The organism is Agarivorans albus (assembly GCF_019670105.1).
Classification (GTDB): domain Bacteria; phylum Pseudomonadota; class Gammaproteobacteria; order Enterobacterales; family Celerinatantimonadaceae; genus Agarivorans; species Agarivorans albus.
This window is the reverse complement of sequence record NZ_AP023032.1, coordinates 1,328,383-1,349,280: the sequence shown is the minus strand read 5'-3', so window position 1 is coordinate 1,349,280 and position 20,898 is coordinate 1,328,383. Positions and strand designations below refer to the sequence as shown.

Here is a 20,898-nt window from a genome sequence, read left to right as displayed (position 1 = left end):
AAACCTTAAGGCCTAATCACTCAAATTTCAGGCACAAAAAAACCTCGCTTAACGAGGCTCTTGTTTAGTAGTGGCGGAGTGGACGGGACTCGAACCCGCGACCCCCGGCGTGACAGGCCGGTATTCTAACCAACTGAACTACCACTCCGCATATACTAACGTCACGATTGTATTACTACTTTAATGCTGGCGGAGTGGACGGGACTCGAACCCGCGACCCCCGGCGTGACAGGCCGGTATTCTAACCAACTGAACTACCACTCCTACGCATTAAATTGTTTCGTCGTTGGCGGAGTGGACGGGACTCGAACCCGCGACCCCCGGCGTGACAGGCCGGTATTCTAACCAACTGAACTACCACTCCGCTACATCGAAACATTACACACAGACTAAACAGACTTGGCGGAGTGGACGGGACTCGAACCCGCGACCCCCGGCGTGACAGGCCGGTATTCTAACCAACTGAACTACCACTCCGCAGAACCATCTCGTCTGGTGCGGCGCAGATAATACGGTTATGCCTATTACGAGTCAACAAAGAATTGTCTTATTTCTTTAAAAATTCGTTCAAGCGCTGATGTTTTAGCCAAAGCGTCGAGCTTTTAGCCAAACCAGCTTATAAATCACTCCGATGGCATCTTTAAGCTACTGGCTTCATCCATTTTGGGTTCTGCGCTTGGCTCTGCTGCGGGAGCTTCTCTAGCGCCTTTTAATGCAGCCTCAAAGGCCTTACGTTTTCGCCACCATATAAAACCAAAAGCAGCGCCTGCTAACAGCAAAAATCCAAAGACATAAAGTAAAATAACTAGCCACAGCGACATTTCTGGCTCTGGAACAACCACCTCTTCTATTACCACTGGCTCTGGAGGCGGTGGCGGCGGAGGAAGGATCACAAAGTCTTCCTCAGGTAAGTCGATAACTATCTCGCGATTTTGAATAGTGGTCGCCAATAAGGTGCCCATAACACGATAGCGCCCTTGCTCGGTGGGTGTGGGAAGGTCTACGGTAAACTCATCACTTTCAGCATAAGTTTGGAAGTCTTGCTCCCAACCTACATTGTTATAAACCTTACCGCTAATCACTACCGACTCTGGCCTAATTTCGTCGGTATCTATCACCAAGGCCATCCGCGCTTGACGCTCTTCGTCTTTTGGCGACATAACCTTTATTTCTACAGGATTGGGATATATCAGCACCGGAGAGATTTGAGCACGAGTAAAAATCTGGTTTAAGGTGCTAACGATCATTTCGTACTTGCCGGGGCGAGCTTCTAACTTGATAAAAGTAGTGAACACGCCATCGTCGGCATACTCATCATAATCTTTGCCATCGTCAAAAAACTTACCTAACTCGTCGCGACGCACTTCTACAGTTTGGTCTTCGAGCAGTTGCTGACGCATTAATGCAACATTCATTAGTGCTTCTTGAAGCATGACTTCTAAGTCAATCCGCTCGCCTTTACTGCTTAGGCGCGCCGTTACACGCAAACGCTCTCCTTGATAGAGTTGGTGAGGGATTGGATCAACTGTTAAGTCTATATCACTGAGAATACGAATGCGGTTACGGCCTTTGTTTTCAGCCACCGCCTGCCAAGGGCCTCGCATCGGCTTTTCAATAGTTACAATGTCGAGTTCGTCAGTTTCTAACCAACTGACATTTTTGGGCACATCCCAAGCATAAATTTTGCTGCCATCGGGGCGCACCAAAATAGCGGCAGGAGAACCGGGAGAGCGGTATAAAAGAAAAGTCGCCTTATCAATAGTTTGATCGAGACGAAAACGATTATCGATTAAAGGAATATCTCGATTTTCGAAAATGGTTGATGCTTGTACAGGAATCACAATACACAACAACAGCCACAAAAGTTTTTTTATCATCAAGTTTAGTTGCGCCAGCGACACTGGCCTCCCTTTTTCTCGACAAGGTCTAAGCGCTCCTGGTGCTCGCTGAGCTCTTGTTCTGTTGCAAATACTACTTTTAGAGGGGCACGATTAGAATCAATCAAACGAACGCCAACTCCATCCCCACTGCCCTTTTGCTTTAAATTTAACTTATTTTGGCCACCGGTCATTTTTAAGAAAACGTCGGCCAGCAATTCGGCATCCAATAATGCGCCGTGGTAAGTCCGTGATGTGCGATCTACCCCATAGTAGTCACTTAAGGAGTCTAAGTTTTTACGTGAAGGTAAAGGCTTATTGCCCGCCATTTGTACTTCACGTTTATTGTATTCACCACGCCGCGCCACCAATAAAGAATCGGTGATAGTACAGATATCGGCACATTTAGGCATCGCTTGAGCCAAGGTTCGCGACATCATTTCAAACTCGTGATCTAGGAAGCTAATATCGAAGTTTGCGTTATGTGCCACCAACTCGCCACCACGAATAAACTCAACAAAATCATGGGCAATGTCTCTAAATAAAGGCTTATCTGCGACAAATTCATCGGTAATACCGTGAACTTGAATCGCCTCTTCATCAATCAACTGCTCAGGGTTGATATAAACATGAAAGGTATTGCCGGTTAGCTTTCGGTCGATAACTTCAACACAGCCAATTTCAATAACGCGGTGTCCTTGATAGATAGGCCCGCCACTATCATTCATACCGGTGGTTTCTGTATCAAATACAATTAAGCGATGGCTCTTGGATTGGTTCACAACAACTCCTATGCGACACTAAGCAGATAATCCTGCAAGTTTAACAAAAATATGGCAAAAGAAGTCCACTTGTTTACTGATGGCTCATGTTTAGGTAACCCAGGTCCTGGTGGATATGGAGCACTGCTAGTTTACCAAGCTCATCGCAAAGAGCTTAGCCAAGGCTACCGACTCACCACCAACAACCGGATGGAAATGCTAGCGGCCATTATTGGCCTAGAAAGCCTAACCCAAGCCTGCAAGGTGGTGTTAACTACCGATAGTCAATACGTTCGCCAAGGTATTACCCAATGGATCCACAACTGGAAAAAGCGAGATTGGAAAACCGCTGCAAAAGCCGAGGTAAAAAATGCCGATTTATGGAAGCGCTTAGATGCAGCCTGTCAACGCCATCAAGTTGAATGGCACTGGGTGAAAGGCCACGCTGGACACCCAGAAAACGAACGAGTAGACGACCTCGCCCGCGAAGCTGCCACTAACAACGCCAGCTTAATCGACGAAGTGTACGAACAACAAACCTAGCCACTAATTGACGAAGGCACCGGAATGCGTTGTTTCACTCTCCAGGCCTTTTTAACCGGGGTTAGCGGTGCACGGCGTTTACGCGCCACTATAAAATACGCCGATGCGGTAGCGCGAAAATAACGCTTGCCCCAACGCTCAAACCATTGCGGCGCGGGTCGGCTATTTACAAATGAGGTATAAGCAAAACGTTCATCATTAAGCACTTCAAAACCTAATAGGTTTAACCAATCCTTCACCCGCGCAGGGGTAAACATGCGACACGACCAAGGCATTCCACGTTTTCTGAAGGGAAAATAACGACGCATGCCCAATAAGCTAAATGGATTGAAACCGCTGATAATCAGGTAACCATCGGCTGTGAGTACTCGCTCTACCTCACGCAATATCTGATGGGGATCTTTCGAAAAATCTAAACTGTGGGCTAGCAGGCATAAATCAATACTGCTTTCTTGAAAAGGAAGTTGCTCGGGATGAGCACGTAAGCCAATTAAGTGTCCTTGTTTAGCCACATTTAATTGGTGACGTATCATCGAGGCATGGCAGTTTAACTGAGCACTTAAATTACCCAGTTTTAACATGTGATAACCAAAGGCCACAGGCAGGTGCTGGTCAAGCAAACTTTGCTGCTGCTCCATTAACCAATCGCCTAATGGCAGATCTTGCCAGAAGTCAGGGCTTGCAATTACTTCACGAATTTTCGCCGGCTTCATCAATTCCCCGTACCAATCTACTGCAGTTAAGGCAATAATGTGTCATCGACTTTAACGACAGAGATATCATAATGCAAATCATCCATATACCCGCCTTTAATGATAACTATATCTGGTTAATAAAAGAGGTAAGTTCAAACGATTGTGTTGTGGTTGACCCAGGAGACGCTGCGCCAGTAGAACAGCGACTTAAAGATATTGGCGGCCAGTTAAGCGCCATACTTATTACTCATCATCATGCCGATCATATTGGCGGTGTTGAAAGGCTATTGGCCAGTTATCCGCAGGCTAAAGTTTATGCCCCAAAAAACGCTAAATACACGTTTAAACATCAAACAGTAAAACAATCAGATAGCTTCACTCCCGAAGGTTTAAACCAGCCTTTCTCGGTGCTTGAAGTACCAGGTCACACCCTTGACCATATTGCCTACCTAAGCAAAGGTCACTTGTTTATTGGCGATACTTTATTTTCCGCGGGTTGTGGAAGGTTATTTGAAGGCAGCGCCCAACAAATGCACCAGTCTTTAGAAAAAATAAAGGACTTACCAAACGACACCCTAATTTATGCAGCGCATGAATATACTCAAGCCAACTTACAATTTGCACTTAGCGTAGAACCTGATAATGCAGAGTTACTGAGTTACCAGCAGCAGGTAAGTAAACTGCGCCAAATGGGCCTACCTAGCCTGCCTACTAGCTTAAATCAACAATTGGCAATAAATCCCTTTTTACGCTGCAACAATGCAAATATTAAGGCAGCAGTTGAGTTGGCTGAATTACAACCATTAAACAATGAGATAGCAGTATTCGCTGGCCTAAGATCATGGAAAGACCGCTTCTGACTTGCCAAACTAGCTTTAGCTCAATACCATTGAGCACTGAATTTTACGTAAATGGATAAATCATGAAAGCGCTCATTGTTGGCCTTTTTTCTTTATTATTGGGCGCTTGCCAACTCACTAATCCTCAAGTTACTGAACAATTAGTAGATGCTAATGCTGTAGACGCTAACGAGCAGCAAACTAAAGCAGTACAAGCAAAGGAAGTTGAAGAAGCGAAGGTTCAAGTACAACCTAAAGCAGAGCCAGAGCCTCAAGCTCCGGTTTATCACGACGTTTGGGTTAGAATTGAGGACCAACTGGCCATTCCTCTACCAGAGAACAACAAACGCCTACAAGCTCAACTTAACTGGTTTTTAAAACACCCCGACTACATGCGCCGTGTATCAGTTAGAGCCGACCCTTACTTGTTTTTTATTGTTGAAGAAATTGAACGCCGGCAAATGCCTTTGGAGCTCGCGCTTTTACCCATCGTAGAAAGTGCTTTTCAACCCTTTGCATACTCCCATGGGCGTGCAGCGGGAATCTGGCAAATAATCCCTGGTACAGGTAAACGCTTTGGTCTTGAGCAAAATTGGTGGTACGACGGACGCCGCGATGTATATGCCTCTACTCATGCCGCACTCGAGTACCTTGAGTATCTACATAAATACTTTGATGGCGATTGGTTACATGCTCTTGCTGCCTATAACTCTGGCGAAGGTCGCGTTCGACGTGCTATTCGCGCCAACGCTAACGCTGGCAAAGCTACTGATTTTTGGTCGCTAAACCTACCTAGAGAAACCCGCGCTTATGTGCCTAAACTATTGGCACTAAGCCAAATGTTACAACATCGCGATGAGTACCAGCTAAATATCCCTGAAATCGCCAACAAAGCGCATTTTGAAAAAGTTGATACTTATAGCCAAATCGACTTAGCACTAGCGGCCGATTTAGCCAATATTAAACTTGATCAATTACATAAACTGAACCCAGGTTTTAACCGTTGGGCTACAGCACCTAATGGCCCGCACTATTTGTTAGTGCCAAAGAAAAATGTACCTAATTTTGAAGTAGCCCTTGCCTCTTTGTCTAAACAAGAGCGCATGCAATGGGCGCGTTATAAAGTGAAGTCAGGTGACAGCCTTAGTGTCATCGCCAAGCGTTATAACACTACCAGCAAACAGATCCGAGAGCTTAACCAGCTAAGCAGCAATACTATTCGCATTGGTCAACATTTGTTGGTACCAGTATCTTCGCGTAATCAGAATGCTTACACCCTTAGCCAAAGCCAACGTTTAGCTAGCCAACAAAACAAACCTCGTGGCGACATTAAGCTAAATTACACGGTGAAGTCAGGGGATAGCTTTTGGAGCATTGCGCAGAAATATAAGGTGTCGCACCGCAACATTGCAAAATGGAATAGCATGGCGCCAACCGACACTTTAAAACCGGGTAAAAAGCTGGTGATTTGGCAAAAATCTCAAGCCAATAAAAACCATATTCAAACCGTTACCTATAAAGTACGCAACGGAGATTCACTGTCTCGCATCGCCCAAAAATTTAAAGTGTCAGTGACCGATTTATTGAAGTGGAATGACCTAAACAAAAATCACTATTTACAGCCAGGTCAGAAGTTAAAGCTGTATATCAACGTGGCTGAAGTTAGCGCTTAGCAAAACGGAAGTGCACCAACAAGGCATTGTGATCAGAACTCTCGGTCACAATGCTCTCGCTCTGATTCACCCCTAATCCACGATAAAACACGTGATCTAAAGCTTTTCCAAAAAAGCGAGTTCGCCTATCTGGCTTAAACCTCACCGTTTTTAATTGGTGCGCAGTAATAAACTGCTCTAGCACTGCTAAACGCGCACTGCTCCAAGTATTAAAATCACCGGCTAATATCACAGCGTCATGGTACCCCGCCAGCCACGGTCCAAGCTGCTGGAGTTGCCGCAAATAATCTTCTTCACTGAGAGTGAAATTAATACTATGCATGTTGATCAGCAATAATTGCTGCTGTCGCCATTGGTATAACTGCAGTAACGCTGATTTCGGCACTCTTATCCACGGCTCGGTACTTAAGGCCAAACAGTTTTCCTCACTAGCAAACTTGGCTAAGTTCATTACTCCAAGGCCGTCACCAAGCCACTCAAAGGCGATAGCTTGATATTGGTGCCATTGAGGTCCTTCAGACCAAGCCAACATGCGCTCTCTGCTGGCTTCTTGAAGCAGCATGAAATCGGCTTGTTGTGAGAACTGTTCTAGCTGTTCTGTCCAGCCTTGATTTTGGCCTTTATAGCTATTCCAAACTAAAACAGAAAAGTCTGCAGTATCAGGCAAGGCTTGAATATTTTGTATATTCGCAGGGTGGTAATCTAGCGTTTGATTGTCACAAACGGGCAGCTGCGCATAAGCAGCAGAGCTTAATAAAACAAACGAACTGCTTATTAACAGAGCTTGGAAAAACCAACGCATCACTCGCACATTAAACCCTCATGCAAAACTTAGATACAAAAACAAAACGGATAAAACAGCCCGCAAATAGAAAGATATTTTGGCAAAGCCTAGCGGCTTGGCAAATTTGCGACATACTTGAGCTATCATCAAATAATGGATAAGCAAATGCAATCTCAAGAGCCAAGGACACTAGTTCCCATATTTGCTGGCGGTGGCACCCGCCTACCCGCCCATATTGGGATTCTAGCCGGCTTAAAAGAGCTAAATGTTCATTTTTCACATATTGTCGGCGTTTCTGGGGGCAGTATTATCAGCTCCTTATTTGCTAGCGGTATGGATGTAGAGCAAATAAAAGCCATTGCCTTAGATACCGACTTCGAGCAGTTCAAAGGTTTTTCATTGATTAGCTTGCTTCGAAATGGCGGGCTTTGTTCAGGCGACAAGTTTGAAGAGTGGATCGATGACTTACTTAATGGCGTTACCTTTAGTCAGCTGCCAATGCAGTTACATGTAGTAGCCACCGATGTACGCTCTGGCTCACCGGTGGTATTTGATGCTATTCGCACCCCTCACGAAAAAGTATCGCGAGCGGTGCGTTTTTCTATGTCTATTCCACTAATTTTTTCTTTTAAGCCCTACCAAGACCACTTAATGGTAGATGGCAGCATATTATCGGAAGATGCTCTTCATCAAGATTGGGCTGAAGATGGCACCCCTGTCATCTGCTTTAGGCTACGAGGCGACAATGACATAAAGCCATTGCAAACTAATGGAATTTTTCCCCTTGCCGCATACATCTCATTGTTAATTAGAACTTTCATGACCACCATTTCAAGAGAGTATGTTAATGAGAAGTTTTGGCATAGAACCATCGTAGTAAATACTGGCAATACCTCTCCGGTCGATTTTCACCTCAACGATGAAGCAAAGTTACGTTTATTCGACACCGGTTATCAAACTGCCATTAACATCGTGCCGGCTAAAATATGGCACCAACAGCACCCTGCTCCACAAGCTGACAACAAACACATTTAAAACAATGGCTTGATCACGTTTTCAAGCTACTAAAACTGCTTCACAGCCTGTAAAGCGCATAGCCGTCTACACTTAAAAAAACCAAAAAAATAAACTATTCGGAACGTAGACTATGTCACTAACTATTCGCCAACGCTTACTCTTTTTATCACTAGCGCCCGTGCTTATTTTGGCCGTTAGTATTTTGCTCCTGACCATCTCAGAGACCCAAAAACTCACCCAAGGGCAATCTAAAGAAACCCGAGAAAACATGGTTAATATGAAAAAGGATGAGCTAAAAGCCTATATGGGCTTAGCCTACTCTGCGGTGGCCGAAATCTATGAAAATGGTGGAACCTTAGAGCAAGCCTTACCCATATTACAACGCTTAGAATATGGCGAAACCGGATATATGTTCGGTTACACCAATAAAGGTGTTCGGGTATTTATGGGCACATTAGATAAAGGCATTGGCGATAATTTTTGGTCACTGCAAGACAAACAAGGCCAGTACTTAATTCAAGATCTGATTAAAGCCTCGAAAAAAGGTGAGTTTTACACCTACTATTTCCCTAAACCTGGTGGCAGCGAAGCTTTGCCGAAACTCAGCTACGCCATTTACTTAGACCGCTGGGATTTAATGATGGGCACTGGTTTTTACACCGATGATGTAGAAGCGGTAATTACAAGCTTAGAAGAACATGCAAAAGACAGCCTGCAATCATCTCTAATGTTCCTAGGGCTAACAGCAGCTGTCTTACTCGGCTTTGCACTTATCATCGGTTACTTTATTAATCGAAGCATAATGGCGCCGCTGCAAGACTTAAATAATTCCTTTGAAAAACTCGCCAGTGGCGATGCGGACTTAAGCGCCCGACTCGACACCAACTACGTGCATGAGTTTGGTCAACTAGCAACCAACTTTAATTCCTTCATCGAATTACTCCACGAAATCATCAGCATGGTAGGTAACGTTGCCCACGACGTTGCCAAAGAAACCTCTTCCATGTCAGACCGCGCCAATAGCGTTGACCAATTGCTGGTAGAACAACGTGAAGAAACGGAGCAGGTGGCTACTGCAATGACAGAAATGACGGCATCTGCTCACGATGTTTCTGACAATGCTAACCAAGCGGCAAACTCTGCCCAACAAGTTGATACTAACGCTGGCCAAGCAATGAGTACCGTGGGCACCGCAGTAACAACGGTGCAGCAACTAGCTGATGAAATAGGCCAAGCCAGTGAGGTGATAGGTAAGCTTGAAGGGGACGTACAAAATATTTCTTCTGCTTTAGGGGTGATTCAAGGCATTGCCGAGCAAACAAACCTGCTGGCCTTAAACGCAGCCATTGAAGCGGCCCGAGCTGGTGAACAAGGCCGAGGCTTCGCGGTAGTAGCCGATGAAGTACGTCAATTAGCCAGTCGTACCCAACAAAGCACTGGTGAAATTCATGGAATGATTGAGCGCCTCAAGAGCGGCTCCGATGCAGCTGTGTCAGCCATGAATAGTAGCCAAGAGCGCAGTGGTGAAGCCGTAAGCGGTGCTAACGCGGCCAGTGATGCGCTGCAGCTGATTAAAGAATCTATTCAACACATCATGGACATGAATGCCCTCATCGCAACGGCAACTGAGGAGCAAAGCCATGTAGGCCAAGAGATCTCCCAGCGCATTGTGCATATTGCTGACCAATCCAGTCAATCTGCCGGTTTAGCGCAAGAAAATCGTAGTGGCAGTGTTAACCTTAATGAACGCGCAGAACAACTTGAAGAATTAGTAAAACGCTTCACTTTGTAAAGAGTTTTTAGCAAAGCCCCTTAAATTAAAGGGGCTTTTTTATATCTATTGCTAAGTAGCAGAATCAATTCACAAAAAAGCTTAAATCCTTGTGCTAGTCTGCCGATAACAACTCAACAATACCTCTAAAAAATATCAACCGCAGGGAGCGAACTATGTCTCTAACTATACGCCAACGTTTACTTATTTTGGCCTTAGGGCCGGTTCTTATTTTGGCCGCTAGTATGCTTTTTTTAAGCTACTCCGAAACTAAAGCTCTGAGTCAGGCTCAATCATCAGAAACACAAGAAAACATGATGGAGATGAAAAAAGCAGAGCTAAAGGCCTATCTAGATATGGCCTATTCATCGATAGCCGATATCTATGAAGGTGGGGGTAGCCTAGAGCAAGCGATGCCAACGCTTAAACGGTTAAAGTATGGCGAGAGTGGTTACATATTTGGCTATGACAAAACCGGGGTACGAAAGTTACTTGGCGCTAGCGATAAAGGTATTGGCGATAACTTTTGGTCACTGCAAGACAAACACAACCAATACATCATCCGTGATTTACTAAAAGCATCAAAAAACGGTGAATTCTATACTTACTACTTCCCTAAACCAGGTGGTAGTGAAGCATTACCAAAACTAGGTTACGCCATCTACCTCGATAAATGGGACTTATTCATCGGCACTGGTTTTTATACCGATGATGTTGACGCCGTAATTGCAAAACTGGAAGCCGAAGCCCAAGCTAGCCTTGAGTCGTCAATGCTATTTATCTTTATTACCGGCATTGCCCTGCTCGGCTTAGCTGTGGTGATCAGTTACTTTATTAACCGCAGCATTATGGCGCCGCTACAAGATTTAAATCAGTCCTTCGAAAAGCTCGCCAGTGGCGATGCAGACTTAAGCGCACGCCTGCGAACTGACTATGTTCATGAGTTTGGCCAATTAGCCAATAACTTTAATGCCTTCATCTCGCTTCTTCACGACATTATTAGCATGGTAGGTAAAGTGTCTTCTGATGTAGCTAAAGAAACCTCATCGATGTCTGACCGCGCCAACAGCGTTGACCAACTGCTTGTGGAACAACGTGAAGAAACTGAACAAGTGGCCACGGCGATGACTGAAATGACCGCTTCGGCTCATGACGTCTCCGACAACGCTAACCAAGCAGCCAACTCGGCACAAGAAGTTGATAACAACGCAGGTCAAGCTATGACTACGGTAGGCAGCGCAGTTACCACTGTGCAACATCTAGCCGATGAGATTGGTCAAGCCAGTGAAGTGATTAGCAAGTTAGAAGGCGATGTACAGAATATTTCCTCGGCTTTAGGGGTAATTCAAGGCATTGCCGAACAAACCAACCTATTAGCGTTAAATGCAGCTATTGAAGCTGCACGCGCTGGTGAGCAAGGCCGAGGGTTTGCCGTTGTTGCTGATGAGGTTCGCCAATTAGCCAGCCGCACCCAACAAAGCACCGGTGAAATTCATGAAATGATTGAACGATTAAAAAGTGGCTCTGACGCAGCGGTTACCGCAATGGATACGAGCCAAGAACGCAGTAGCGAAGCCGTTAGTGGCGCCAATGCCGCCAGTGATGCGCTGCAGCTGATTAAAGAGTCGATTCAACACATCATGGATATGAATGCGCTTATTGCCACCGCTACCGAAGAGCAAAGCCACGTGGGCCAAGAAATATCTCAACGTATTGTGCAAATTGCCGATCAATCGAGTCAATCAGCTAGCCTAGCTCAAGAGAACCGCGCAGGTAGCCTAAACCTTAACGAGCGTGCCGAGCAGCTAGAAAAGCTGGTAAAACGCTTTACTTTGTAAGCTCAAACAACCTTTCTAATAACAAAAAAGCCACCCTAAGGTGGCTTTTTTATTTAGTGCTGTTTAACCAACATTAACTCGCGCATTACGGAACATACGCATCCAAGGGCTATCTTCGCGCCAGTCATCAGGGTGCCAAGAGTGCGCTACCGTACGGAATACACGCTCTGGGTGAGGCATCATAATGGTTACTCGGCCATCTTTTGAAGAAAGGCCAGTAATACCTAGCGGCGAGCCATTAGGGTTAGCTGGGTATTGAGTTGTAGCTTCGCCATAGTTATCTACATAACGTAGCGCCACAGTACCACTGCTCGCCAAGGCATCTAGATGCGCTTGGCCACGCACTTCCACACGGCCTTCACCATGAGAAACTGCGATAGGCATTTGTGAACCCGCCATACCATTTAGGAAGATAGAAGGTGATTGCTGCACTTCTACCAAACTAAAACGTGCTTCAAAACGCTCAGATTCGTTGCGTACAAAACGCGGCCATAAATCGGCTCCTGGGATTAGCTCGCTCAGATTCGATAACATCTGACAGCCATTACATACACCAAGAGCAAAAGAATCGTTACGCTCGAAGAATGCGCTAAACTGTTCACGCGCTCGGCTGTTAAACAGAATCGACTTCGCCCAACCTTCACCAGCACCAAGTACGTCACCGTAAGAGAAGCCACCACAAGCCACTAAACCTGCGAACTTATCTAGGCTCACTCGGCCAGCCAAAATATCGCTCATATGCACATCTACTGCTGCGAAACCAGCTCGGTCAAAGGCGGCTGCCATTTCGTGATGCGAGTTAACACCCTGCTCACGTAAAATCGCCATTTCTGGTTTTAACCCCTTAACAATGTAAGGCGCGGCCACATCTTCGTTGATGTCGAAACTTAAACCGATATTAAGGCCTGGATCTGCGGCATCAAATTTGGCATCAAATTCTTGCTTGGCACATTCAGGGTTATCACGCAGCGCTTGCATTTGATAAGTTGTTTCAGCCCAAATACCGCGGTAATAAGTGCGCGTATTCGCCAGTACAACTTCACCGTTACGGGTGAAGCGAATCGCGTCATCATCGTTTAGTGAGCCAATAACATGGCTACAAGATGCTAAACCGTGTCCAGCTAGAACGTTTAGTACGGCTTCTTTTTCTTCAGTTTTAACCTGAATCACCGCACCAAGCTCTTCACTAAAGAGCACGTCTAACGTATCACCAGCCAATAAGTCTAGCGCTACGTCTACACCACAATGGCCAGCAAAAGCCATTTCAGCAACAGTAGTGAACAAGCCACCATCACTGCGATCGTGGTAAGCAAGCAGTTTCTGCTCAGCAGTAAGTACTTGAATCGCGTTAAAGAAACCTTTTAGTAGTTCAGGTGAATCTACATCCGGTACTTTATTACCAAGCTGTTTATAAACCTGCGCTAAACAAGAGGCACCCAAGCGGTTTTTACCGTGGCCTAGGTCGATAAGAATTAGGTCGGTATCACCAGCGTCATTACGCAGCTGCGGGGTAACCGTTAAGCGAATATCTTCAACTTTAGCAAAGGCACTAATAATTAAAGAAAGTGGCGAAGTCACCGCTTTGTCTTGGCCTTCATCTTGCCAAGCAGTCTTCATCGACATCGAGTCTTTACCTACCGGAATAGTAAGACCTAATGCTGGACAAAGCTCTTCGCCTACCGCTTTAACTGCAGCGTATAAACCTGCGTCTTCGCCTGGGTGACCAGCTGCTGACATCCAGTTAGCCGACAACTTAATGTTGTTTAACGAACCAATGTTCGTAGCTGCAATGTTAGTTAATGCTTCCGCTACCGCTAAGCGTGCCGAGGCTGCATGGTCAATCAGTGCTGCAGGCGTGCGCTCACCCACCGACATAGCTTCGCCATGATAGGTATCGTAACTTGCCGCCGTTACCGCACAGTTAGCAACCGGAACCTGCCAAGGACCAACCATTTGATCACGCGCCACTAAACCGGTAACACTACGGTCACCAATAGTGATTAAGAAGGTTTTCTCTGCAATGGCCGGTAAACGTAACAATCGTTCTGCGGCTTCTGCTAAATCAAGCTTATCACCATTAAAGGCCGGGCCATTAAACGTTGCGGTTTTGACGTCGCGATGCATTTTAGGTGCTTTTCCTAAAAGTACTTCTAGCGGCATACGAATAGGATCGTTGTTAAAGTGAGAATCGTGAAGAATCAAATCACGCTCTTCTGTTGCTACACCAATAACTGCATATAAGGCACGTTCGCGCTTACAAATGGCGTCGAACACATCCAAATGCTCAGGTGCAACAGCTAGCATGTAACGCTCTTGAGATTCGTTACACCAAATTTCTAGTGGCGACATGCCTGGTTCATCATTTGGCACGCTGCGCAAATCAAAAATACCACCACGGCCGCCGTCATCAACCAGTTCAGGACAAGCGTTCGATAAACCGCCAGCACCAATATCGTGAATGAATGCAATAGGGTTAGCATCACCTAGTTGCCAACAACGGTCGATAACTTCCTGACAGCGACGCTCCATTTCTGGGTTTTCACGCTGTACTGAGGCAAAATCTAGATCTTCACTCGATTGACCAGAAGCCATTGAAGAGGCAGCACCACCACCTAAACCAATGTTCATGGCTGGGCCACCAAGTACAATGATTTTAGCACCAACCGGAATCTCACCTTTCTCAACATGATCTTCACGAATGTTACCTAGGCCACCCGCCAACATGATTGGTTTGTGGTAACCACGTACTTCACTACCGTTAAAGCTTTCTACTTGCTCTTCGTAAGTACGGAAATAACCCAAAATATTAGGGCGACCAAATTCGTTGTTAAACGCTGCGCCGCCTAACGGTGCTTCAATCATTATTTCTAAAGCATCTACAATACGACTTGGCTTACCAAAGTTACTTTCCCAGCTTTGCTCAAAACCTGGAATGCGTAGATTACTAACGGTAAAACCAACCATGCCAGCTTTAGGTTTAGAACCACGACCGGTTGCACCTTCATCACGAATTTCGCCACCAGAGCCGGTAGCCGCGCCAGGGTAAGGAGAAATTGCCGTTGGGTGGTTATGCGTTTCTACTTTCATCAAGATATGAATATCTTCTTGATGGTAGTTGTATTGCTTAGTTTCAGCATTTGGGAAGAAGCGGCCAGCCACTGAACCTGTCATTACCGCTGCGTTATCTTTATACGCCGACAATACGTAATCGCTGTTCAATTCATAGGTATTTTTAATCATTTTGAACAATGATTTTGGCTGTTTTACGCCATCGATTGTCCAATCAGCATTAAAGATTTTATGGCGGCAGTGCTCTGAGTTTGCTTGAGCAAACATCATTAGCTCTACGTCATTAGGGTTGCGCTTCATTTTTTCGAAATTTTCTACTAGGTAGTCGATTTCGTCATCGGCCAAGGCCAAACCTAATTCTTGGTTAGCTTGTTCTAAGGCTTGCTTACCGCCAGATAGAATGTCTACCGACTCAAACGGTGCAGGGCTTGCGTGTTCAAACAATGCGCTAGCTTGTTCGGTTTCTGCAAATACCACTTCCATCATACGGTCGTGAATTAAGCTTTTAAGCTGTTTGCTTTGTTGCTCGTTTAGTTCGCTACTGGTATCTACATAGTAAGCAATACCGCGTTCTAAACGCGTTACATTGGCTAAACCACAGTTATGTGCAATATCACTTGCCTTAGAAGACCAAGGAGAAATTGTACCTGGACGGGGAGCTACTAATAGCAACTGGCCAGTAGGCTGATGCTCGGCAATAGTAGGGCCGTAGGTCAATAACTTATCTAATACTTGTTGTTCAGCATCAGTCAAATCACTTGAGATATCAGCAAAATGCATAAACTCAGCATAGATAGCTGTAACAGGAAGGTCTTGCTCTGCGCAGCGTTTTAACAATTGCGCAATTCGAAACTCAGACAGTGCAGGTGCACCACGTAGTACCAACATATTTATGTGCTCGCTTTTCCAGATGGAGGTGGGAGGGGGAAAATTGCGCGTATTATAGATAAAAACTGCGACAATGGTAAACAAAACGTTAGCTTGACGAGGAAAACAACGCTTAAAGCTAGACAGCCAAGCGTATATCCCTAAAATCGAATAAAAATAATAGCGTGGAAACCAGATTTGATGATTAAACAGCAACGCTTCACCCTGCTTCTAGCGTTGCTCGCTTTGTTTGTATTACAAGGCTGCGAACCCAACCCCTTTGTCTCAGAGCTAGAGCAAATTCGCCAACGTGGAAAACTGCGCGTGGGCACCTTGTATAGCCAGCAAATCTTCTATTACGACCAACATGAACAACCTACGGGCATGGAATACGAGTTATTGGAAGACTTTGCTAACTATTTAGGTGTTGAGTTGCAAATGGTGCCTTTATATAACCAAACAGAGCTTTATCGAGGTTTGCATAACAATCAGGTCGATCTATTAGCTGCAGCGCTATCGCCAACCAATGCGCTACGCGAAAACTTTCGCTTTTCTCCAGAGATATATAAAGTAGACGCCAAGGTTGTTTATAAAAAAAATACTCGCCGCCCGCGTGATATTAGCCAAGTGGATTCTCCATTATGGATAACCACAGGTAGCTATCATCAACCTTTGCTTAAGAGCTACCGCAAAGAACACCCAGAATTAGCCATTGAAGCCACAGACCGCCTAGACAGTAGCGAATTACTCAAAAGCATTGTTGATGAAGACATCCGCTTCGCCTTGGTGGATGACACCACCCTCGCTTTGCATCAACGCTTTTACCCAGACCTAGCTGAAGCTTTTACCTTAAGCGAATCTACGTCTGTAGTTTGGATGGTAAACCGCCTGCGTGATGACAGTTTATACAGCGCGCTAATCGAATTTATTGGTGATAAACACAGCAATGGTGACATTACTCGTTTGTACGAACGCTATTTTGGCCACATTCAACGTTTCGATTATGTCGATACTCGGGCCTTCTTACGCTCTACCAGTACTCGGCTCCCCAAATACGAAGACTGGTTTAAGCAATACGCAGGTAAGTTAGACTGGCGCCTGATCGCGGCAGTGTCTTATCAAGAATCTCACTGGCGCCCGCATGCTAAATCTTTCACCGGTGTGCGCGGTATGATGATGTTGACCCTACCAACAGCTAAATCTGTGGGAGTCACTAATCGTTTAGATCCAGAACAAAGCATTCGTGGCGGCGCTGAATACCTGCAAAAACTAATAAACCGAGTGCCCGATAGCGTCCGTGAAGATGACAAAATATGGTTTGCTCTTGTCTCTTACAACATAGGTTTTGGCCATATGTTAGATGCTAGGCGAATTACTCGAATGCGTGGCGGCGATCCAGATGCTTGGGTAGATGTTAAAGAAAACCTGCCACTGCTTATGCGTAAAAAATGGTACCAACAAACTCGTTATGGTTACGCTCGCGGGCAAGAAGCCTACAACTATGTAAACAACATTAGGCAGTATTATCAAAGCCTTTTGTGGCTAGATGCTCAGAAAAAAGAGTCGCAACGCCGTCAGGAGTTAATGAAGAATCGTGCACCTTATCCAGTGAATAATCCCAGCGTCGAGGCTAGTGAACCAAATAAAACAGAAGTTGATACCATTAACTAAAGAATAATCTTGACGATTTGTCACATAACTGTCATGTTTTATGCTTAATCTGTAATGGAGATTAAAAACTGTAAAGCGTCCTGCCTACGCAATGGAGAGGATAGTATGATTAGAAAGAAACGCGTTACCCTTCACTCGCCACGTCGCCGAATTCAATTGGCTCGTCAGCACCGTAAGGTTTTGTTAAGACAACGTTCTTTTGTTTTGACTGAAATGGGTTTAGTCAGCGTCGCTGAGTAAACCACTGCTCTGTTGTTTTTTTCGCAGCTTGTGTTGTTCACGACGCTTGCGAAAAAAACGACTAATGTTCTCACTGCACTGTTCCGCTAATACTCCCGCTTCTACCTCAGCTCGATGATTTAACTGCTCACAATCAATAATATTAAACACACTTCCCGCAGCGCCTGTTTTAAGATCGCTGGCACCATAAACCAATCGTTTCACGCGTGCGTGCACCATGGCTCCTGCACACATAGAGCAGGGCTCTAAAGTAACGTAAAGCGTGGTATCTAATAGCCGGTAATTGCCGATATTCTTGCCTGCTTCTCGCAGTGCTAGTATCTCAGCATGGGCAGTAGCATCGTTAAGAGTAATCGTTTGATTCCAGCCTTCACCCACTACTTCGTCTTGGTAAACAACCACAGCTCCAACTGGCACCTCTCCTTGTGCTTCTGCTTTATCTGCTAACAGCAGTGCATGATTCATCCAGTCAATATCAGTATTGTCCAAGTACTTATCCTTACCTGTTTTGCTCGCCACATTGTAAACCTGAAAGCTGCCTGACTAAAGCCCCCAACAAGCCCCCTATTCTCTAACAAAAACAAAAAAGCCGGCACAAGGCCGGCTTAGCTATTTATTGAAACGTTTATTCAGCAGGCTTTTCTGCTGGTGCTTCGCTAGGCGCAGCCGCTTCTTTAATACTTAGACGTACACGGCCTTGGCGGTCTACTTCTAGTACTTTAACTTTCACGATGTCGCCAACAGTTAGGTGGTCAGAAACATTAGCAACACGCTCTTGAGAGATTTGCGAAATGTGTACTAGGCCATCTTTACCTGGCAAGATTTCAACAAATGCACCGAAGTCTGCAAGGCGAACAACTTTACCTTCGTAGAATTGGCCCGCTTCAACTTCAGCAGTTAGCTGCTCAATACGCTTAATCGCTTCTTGAGCTTGCGCGTTATCAGTTGCTGCAACTTTCACTGTACCGTCATCTTCGATTTCGATAGTAGTGCCAGTTTCGTCAGTAAGTGCACGAATAGTTGCACCACCTTTACCAATTACGTCTTTGATCTTCTCTGGGTTGATCTTAAGCGTATGGATACGTGGAGCAAACTCAGAAATCTCTTCACGAGAAGTACCGATAGCTTGGTCCATAACACCTAGAATATGTAAACGTGCACCTTGCGCTTGGCGTAGGGCAATTTCCATAATTTCTTTAGTGATACCTTCAATCTTAATATCCATCTGCAATGCAGAGATACCTTCAGAAGAACCAGCCACTTTAAAGTCCATGTCACCTAAGTGATCTTCATCACCTAAGATGTCAGAAAGAACAACGAACTTGTCGCCTTCTTTCACTAGACCCATTGCGATACCCGCAACAGAGGCTTTAATTGGCACACCCGCATCCATAAGTGCTAGTGAGCTACCACAAACAGAAGCCATTGAGCTAGAACCGTTTGATTCAGTGATTTCAGATACTACACGTACAGTGTATGGGAAGTCTTCAGCACTTGGCATTACCGCTGCAACACCACGCTTAGCCAAACGACCGTGGCCAATTTCACGACGCTTAGGTGAACCGATGAAGCCCGTTTCGCCAACACAGTATGGAGGGAAATTGTAGTGAAGCATGAAGCGAGATGTTTGCAAGCCAGCTAGCGAGTCAATCATCTGAGCATCACGTTCTGTACCTAGTGTACATGTTACAAGAGCCTGAGTTTCACCACGGGTGAATACAGAGCTACCGTGAGTACGTGGTAATACGCCAGTCATTACGTCTAGCGCACGAATCATATCTGGTTCGCGACCATCGATACGTGGCTCACCAGCGATAATGCGTGAACGAACTACATTTTTCTCTAACTTACCTAACTCGTCACCAATTTCTTGGCTGTCTAGCGCTTCGTCTTCAGCAGTTAATGCTTCAACAACCGCTTTTTTGATTTCGCCAACTTCAGCGTAACGCTCTGCTTTGTCGGTAATTTGGTAAGCTTCAGTTAACTTAGCTTCTGCTAATGCTGCTACTTTATCTTTAAGTGCAACGTTAACTTCTGGCGCTTCCCATTCCCAAGCTGGTTTAGCAGCTTCTTCACACAGTTCGTTAATGGCAGTAATTACCGCATTTGATTGCTCATGACCATAAACAACCGCGCCAAGCATTACTTCTTCTGAAAGTAATTCTGCTTCTGACTCAACCATAAGAACGGCACTTTCGGTACCTGCTACAACAAGGTCTAGCTTGCTTTCTGGTAGCTCTTCAGTGGTTGGGTTAAGGATGTAGTTACCATCGATGTAACCAACACGAGCAGCTCCAATTGGGCCGTTAAATGGAATACCTGAAAGGCTTAGCGCCGCAGAAGTACCGATTAACGCCACGATGTCTGGTTGAACTTGTGGATTTACAGAAACCACTGTTGCCACAACTTGTACTTCGTTTACGAAGCCATCTGGGAACAATGGACGGATTGGACGGTCAATCAAACGTGCGATTAACGTTTCTTCTTCCGAAGGACGACCTTCGCGCTTGAAGAAACCACCAGGAATTTTACCTGCTGCGTAAGTACGTTCTTGGTAGTTCACAGTCAACGGGAAGAAATCTTGGCCAGGTGTAGCAGTTTTTTTACCCACTACTGATACAAATACTGTTGTATCATCCATAGTAACCATTACGGCAGCTGTAGCTTGACGAGCGATAGCGCCAGTTTCAATGGTGACTGTATTCTCACCGTATTTAAACGTTTTTACGATAGGATTCACGTGAATTTCCTTTAATTTATGTTCTCTTTTCAATTCGCGCTAAAGTATAAAGCAATGGCTTGTCAAAAGATAACTTTATCCTTACTAAAACCACTGTTATCACACCACTTTGTGACTTTTATTTAAGCAACAAAAAAGGGAGCCATTCGGCTCCCTTTCGGTATTCTTTCTTGGCGACGTTAAAATTAACGACGTAGGCCCAATTTAGCGATCAATTCAGCGTAGCTCGCTTGGTTTTTACGCTTCAAGTAGTCAAGTAATTTACGACGCTGGCTAACCATGCGTAGTAGACCACGACGGCTGTGGTGATCGTGGATGTGCTTCTTGAAGTGACCTTGCAAGTGGTTGATCTGTGCAGTTAACAAAGCAACTTGAACTTCAGAAGAACCAGTGTCTCCTGCTTCACGTGCGTATTCTGCAACGATTGCTGCTTTTTCAGTGCTACTTAGTGACATACTAACTCCTAAAAATGTAAATTTACTCTCCGCCAATCACTAACTCAGCGAAGAAGGA

General features: G+C 45.3%; 16 protein-coding genes and 4 tRNA genes. 8 read left to right on the top strand and 12 right to left on the bottom strand.

Annotation, left to right across the window (positions count from 1 at the left end; genetic code table 11):
- Window positions 1–71: 71 nt before the first annotated feature.
- The 6 genes from K5620_RS06195 to dnaQ all read right to left on the bottom strand — a co-directional run bounded on the left by K5620_RS06195 (window position 72) and on the right by dnaQ (window position 2,659).
- Window positions 72–148 (bottom strand) — tRNA-Asp (locus K5620_RS06195).
- Between the two features lie 39 nt (window positions 149–187).
- Window positions 188–264 (bottom strand) — tRNA-Asp (locus K5620_RS06190).
- 23 nt (window positions 265–287) lie between these two features.
- Window positions 288–364: transfer RNA gene (locus K5620_RS06185), tRNA-Asp, on the bottom strand.
- Between the two features lie 36 nt (window positions 365–400).
- Window positions 401–477, bottom strand: a tRNA-Asp gene (locus K5620_RS06180).
- A 146-nt stretch (window positions 478–623) separates the two neighbouring features.
- Window positions 624–1,877 (bottom strand): TIGR03503 family protein, encoded by a 1,254-nt coding sequence (locus K5620_RS06175; protein WP_040307326.1) that lies wholly within the window; start codon window positions 1,875–1,877, stop codon window positions 624–626.
- Window positions 1,878–1,882: 5 nt separating this feature from the next.
- Complete coding sequence (gene dnaQ / locus K5620_RS06170; RefSeq protein WP_016402358.1) at window positions 1,883–2,659, bottom strand: DNA polymerase III subunit epsilon; 777 nt, start codon at window positions 2,657–2,659, stop codon at window positions 1,883–1,885.
- A 51-nt stretch (window positions 2,660–2,710) separates the two neighbouring features.
- Between dnaQ and rnhA the strand changes: the two genes are divergently transcribed.
- The gene (gene rnhA, locus K5620_RS06165; RefSeq protein ID WP_040307318.1) at window positions 2,711–3,181 is read left to right on the top strand and encodes a ribonuclease HI; all 471 of its coding nucleotides are present in this window, start codon (window positions 2,711–2,713) and stop codon (window positions 3,179–3,181) included.
- Here the strand turns inward: rnhA and K5620_RS06160 are convergent.
- On the bottom strand, window positions 3,178–3,894 hold the full coding sequence (locus tag K5620_RS06160) for a methyltransferase domain-containing protein (protein ID WP_016402360.1): 717 nt from the start codon (window positions 3,892–3,894) through the stop codon (window positions 3,178–3,180). The two genes, rnhA and K5620_RS06160, sit on opposite strands and share 4 nt — an antisense overlap.
- Before the next feature lie 71 nt (window positions 3,895–3,965).
- Between K5620_RS06160 and gloB the strand changes: the two genes are divergently transcribed.
- Both gloB and K5620_RS06150 read left to right on the top strand, forming a co-directional pair.
- Complete coding sequence (gene gloB / locus K5620_RS06155; RefSeq protein WP_016402361.1) at window positions 3,966–4,736, top strand: hydroxyacylglutathione hydrolase; 771 nt, start codon at window positions 3,966–3,968, stop codon at window positions 4,734–4,736.
- Between the two features lie 62 nt (window positions 4,737–4,798).
- Window positions 4,799–6,388 carry a lytic transglycosylase gene (locus K5620_RS06150; RefSeq protein WP_016402362.1) on the top strand — a complete coding sequence of 530 codons (1,590 nt, stop codon included), beginning with the start codon at window positions 4,799–4,801 and terminating at the stop codon, window positions 6,386–6,388.
- Here the strand turns inward: K5620_RS06150 and K5620_RS06145 are convergent.
- The gene (locus K5620_RS06145) at window positions 6,378–7,190 is read right to left on the bottom strand and encodes an endonuclease/exonuclease/phosphatase family protein (RefSeq protein ID WP_215426425.1); all 813 of its coding nucleotides are present in this window, start codon (window positions 7,188–7,190) and stop codon (window positions 6,378–6,380) included. The genes K5620_RS06150 and K5620_RS06145 overlap by 11 nt on opposite strands.
- Before the next feature lie 147 nt (window positions 7,191–7,337).
- Between K5620_RS06145 and K5620_RS06140 the strand changes: the two genes are divergently transcribed.
- The 3 genes from K5620_RS06140 (at window position 7,338) to K5620_RS06130 (ending at window position 11,798) form a co-directional block, all read left to right on the top strand.
- Window positions 7,338–8,207 carry a patatin-like phospholipase family protein gene (locus tag K5620_RS06140; RefSeq protein ID WP_152779731.1) on the top strand — a complete coding sequence of 290 codons (870 nt, stop codon included), beginning with the start codon at window positions 7,338–7,340 and terminating at the stop codon, window positions 8,205–8,207.
- A 112-nt stretch (window positions 8,208–8,319) separates the two neighbouring features.
- Complete coding sequence (locus tag K5620_RS06135) at window positions 8,320–9,981, top strand: methyl-accepting chemotaxis protein (protein ID WP_016402365.1); 1,662 nt, start codon at window positions 8,320–8,322, stop codon at window positions 9,979–9,981.
- A 155-nt stretch (window positions 9,982–10,136) separates the two neighbouring features.
- Window positions 10,137–11,798, top strand: a complete 1,662-nt coding sequence (locus K5620_RS06130; RefSeq protein WP_016402366.1) for a methyl-accepting chemotaxis protein — start codon at window positions 10,137–10,139, stop codon at window positions 11,796–11,798.
- 63 nt (window positions 11,799–11,861) lie between these two features.
- Here the strand turns inward: K5620_RS06130 and purL are convergent, their stop codons facing one another.
- Window positions 11,862–15,755, bottom strand: a complete 3,894-nt coding sequence (purL, locus tag K5620_RS06125) for a phosphoribosylformylglycinamidine synthase (protein WP_016402367.1) — start codon at window positions 15,753–15,755, stop codon at window positions 11,862–11,864.
- Between the two features lie 180 nt (window positions 15,756–15,935).
- Between purL and mltF the strand changes: the two genes are divergently transcribed.
- The gene (gene mltF, locus K5620_RS06120) at window positions 15,936–17,405 is read left to right on the top strand and encodes a membrane-bound lytic murein transglycosylase MltF (RefSeq protein WP_016402368.1); all 1,470 of its coding nucleotides are present in this window, start codon (window positions 15,936–15,938) and stop codon (window positions 17,403–17,405) included.
- A 105-nt stretch (window positions 17,406–17,510) separates the two neighbouring features.
- Complete coding sequence (locus tag K5620_RS21800) at window positions 17,511–17,645, top strand: hypothetical protein (RefSeq protein WP_016402369.1); 135 nt, start codon at window positions 17,511–17,513, stop codon at window positions 17,643–17,645.
- Here K5620_RS21800 and tadA read toward each other — a convergent pair.
- The 3 genes from tadA to rpsO all read right to left on the bottom strand — a co-directional run bounded on the left by tadA (window position 17,625) and on the right by rpsO (window position 20,840).
- Complete coding sequence (gene tadA, locus K5620_RS06115; protein WP_016402370.1) at window positions 17,625–18,134, bottom strand: tRNA adenosine(34) deaminase TadA; 510 nt, start codon at window positions 18,132–18,134, stop codon at window positions 17,625–17,627. The genes K5620_RS21800 and tadA overlap by 21 nt on opposite strands.
- A 136-nt stretch (window positions 18,135–18,270) precedes the next feature.
- On the bottom strand, window positions 18,271–20,385 hold the full coding sequence (gene pnp, locus K5620_RS06110; protein ID WP_016402371.1) for a polyribonucleotide nucleotidyltransferase: 2,115 nt from the start codon (window positions 20,383–20,385) through the stop codon (window positions 18,271–18,273).
- A gap of 185 nt (window positions 20,386–20,570) precedes the next feature.
- Window positions 20,571–20,840 (bottom strand): 30S ribosomal protein S15, encoded by a 270-nt coding sequence (rpsO, locus tag K5620_RS06105; protein WP_016402372.1) that lies wholly within the window; start codon window positions 20,838–20,840, stop codon window positions 20,571–20,573.
- Between the last annotated feature and the right edge of the window lie 58 nt (window positions 20,841–20,898).

Bases quoted from the DNA above. Each gene is read 5' to 3' on its own strand.
- K5620_RS06140 (WP_152779731.1), top strand. From the start codon at position 7,338: ATGCAATCTCAAGAGCCAAGGACACTAGTTCCCATATTTGCTGGCGGT.
- rnhA (WP_040307318.1), top strand. From the start codon at position 2,711: ATGGCAAAAGAAGTCCACTTGTTTACTGATGGCTCATGTTTAGGTAAC.
- K5620_RS06135 (WP_016402365.1), top strand. From the start codon at position 8,320: ATGTCACTAACTATTCGCCAACGCTTACTCTTTTTATCACTAGCGCCC.
- K5620_RS06150 (WP_016402362.1), top strand. From the start codon at position 4,799: ATGAAAGCGCTCATTGTTGGCCTTTTTTCTTTATTATTGGGCGCTTGC.
- K5620_RS06175 (WP_040307326.1), bottom strand. From the start codon at position 1,877: ATGATAAAAAAACTTTTGTGGCTGTTGTTGTGTATTGTGATTCCTGTA.
- K5620_RS06160 (WP_016402360.1), bottom strand. From the start codon at position 3,894: ATGAAGCCGGCGAAAATTCGTGAAGTAATTGCAAGCCCTGACTTCTGG.
- K5620_RS06130 (WP_016402366.1), top strand. From the start codon at position 10,137: ATGTCTCTAACTATACGCCAACGTTTACTTATTTTGGCCTTAGGGCCG.
- purL (WP_016402367.1), bottom strand. From the start codon at position 15,755: ATGTTGGTACTACGTGGTGCACCTGCACTGTCTGAGTTTCGAATTGCG.
- mltF (WP_016402368.1), top strand. From the start codon at position 15,936: ATGATTAAACAGCAACGCTTCACCCTGCTTCTAGCGTTGCTCGCTTTG.
- K5620_RS06145 (WP_215426425.1), bottom strand. From the start codon at position 7,190: ATGCGTTGGTTTTTCCAAGCTCTGTTAATAAGCAGTTCGTTTGTTTTA.
- gloB (WP_016402361.1), top strand. From the start codon at position 3,966: ATGCAAATCATCCATATACCCGCCTTTAATGATAACTATATCTGGTTA.
- rpsO (WP_016402372.1), bottom strand. From the start codon at position 20,840: ATGTCACTAAGTAGCACTGAAAAAGCAGCAATCGTTGCAGAATACGCA.
- K5620_RS21800 (WP_016402369.1), top strand. From the start codon at position 17,511: ATGATTAGAAAGAAACGCGTTACCCTTCACTCGCCACGTCGCCGAATT.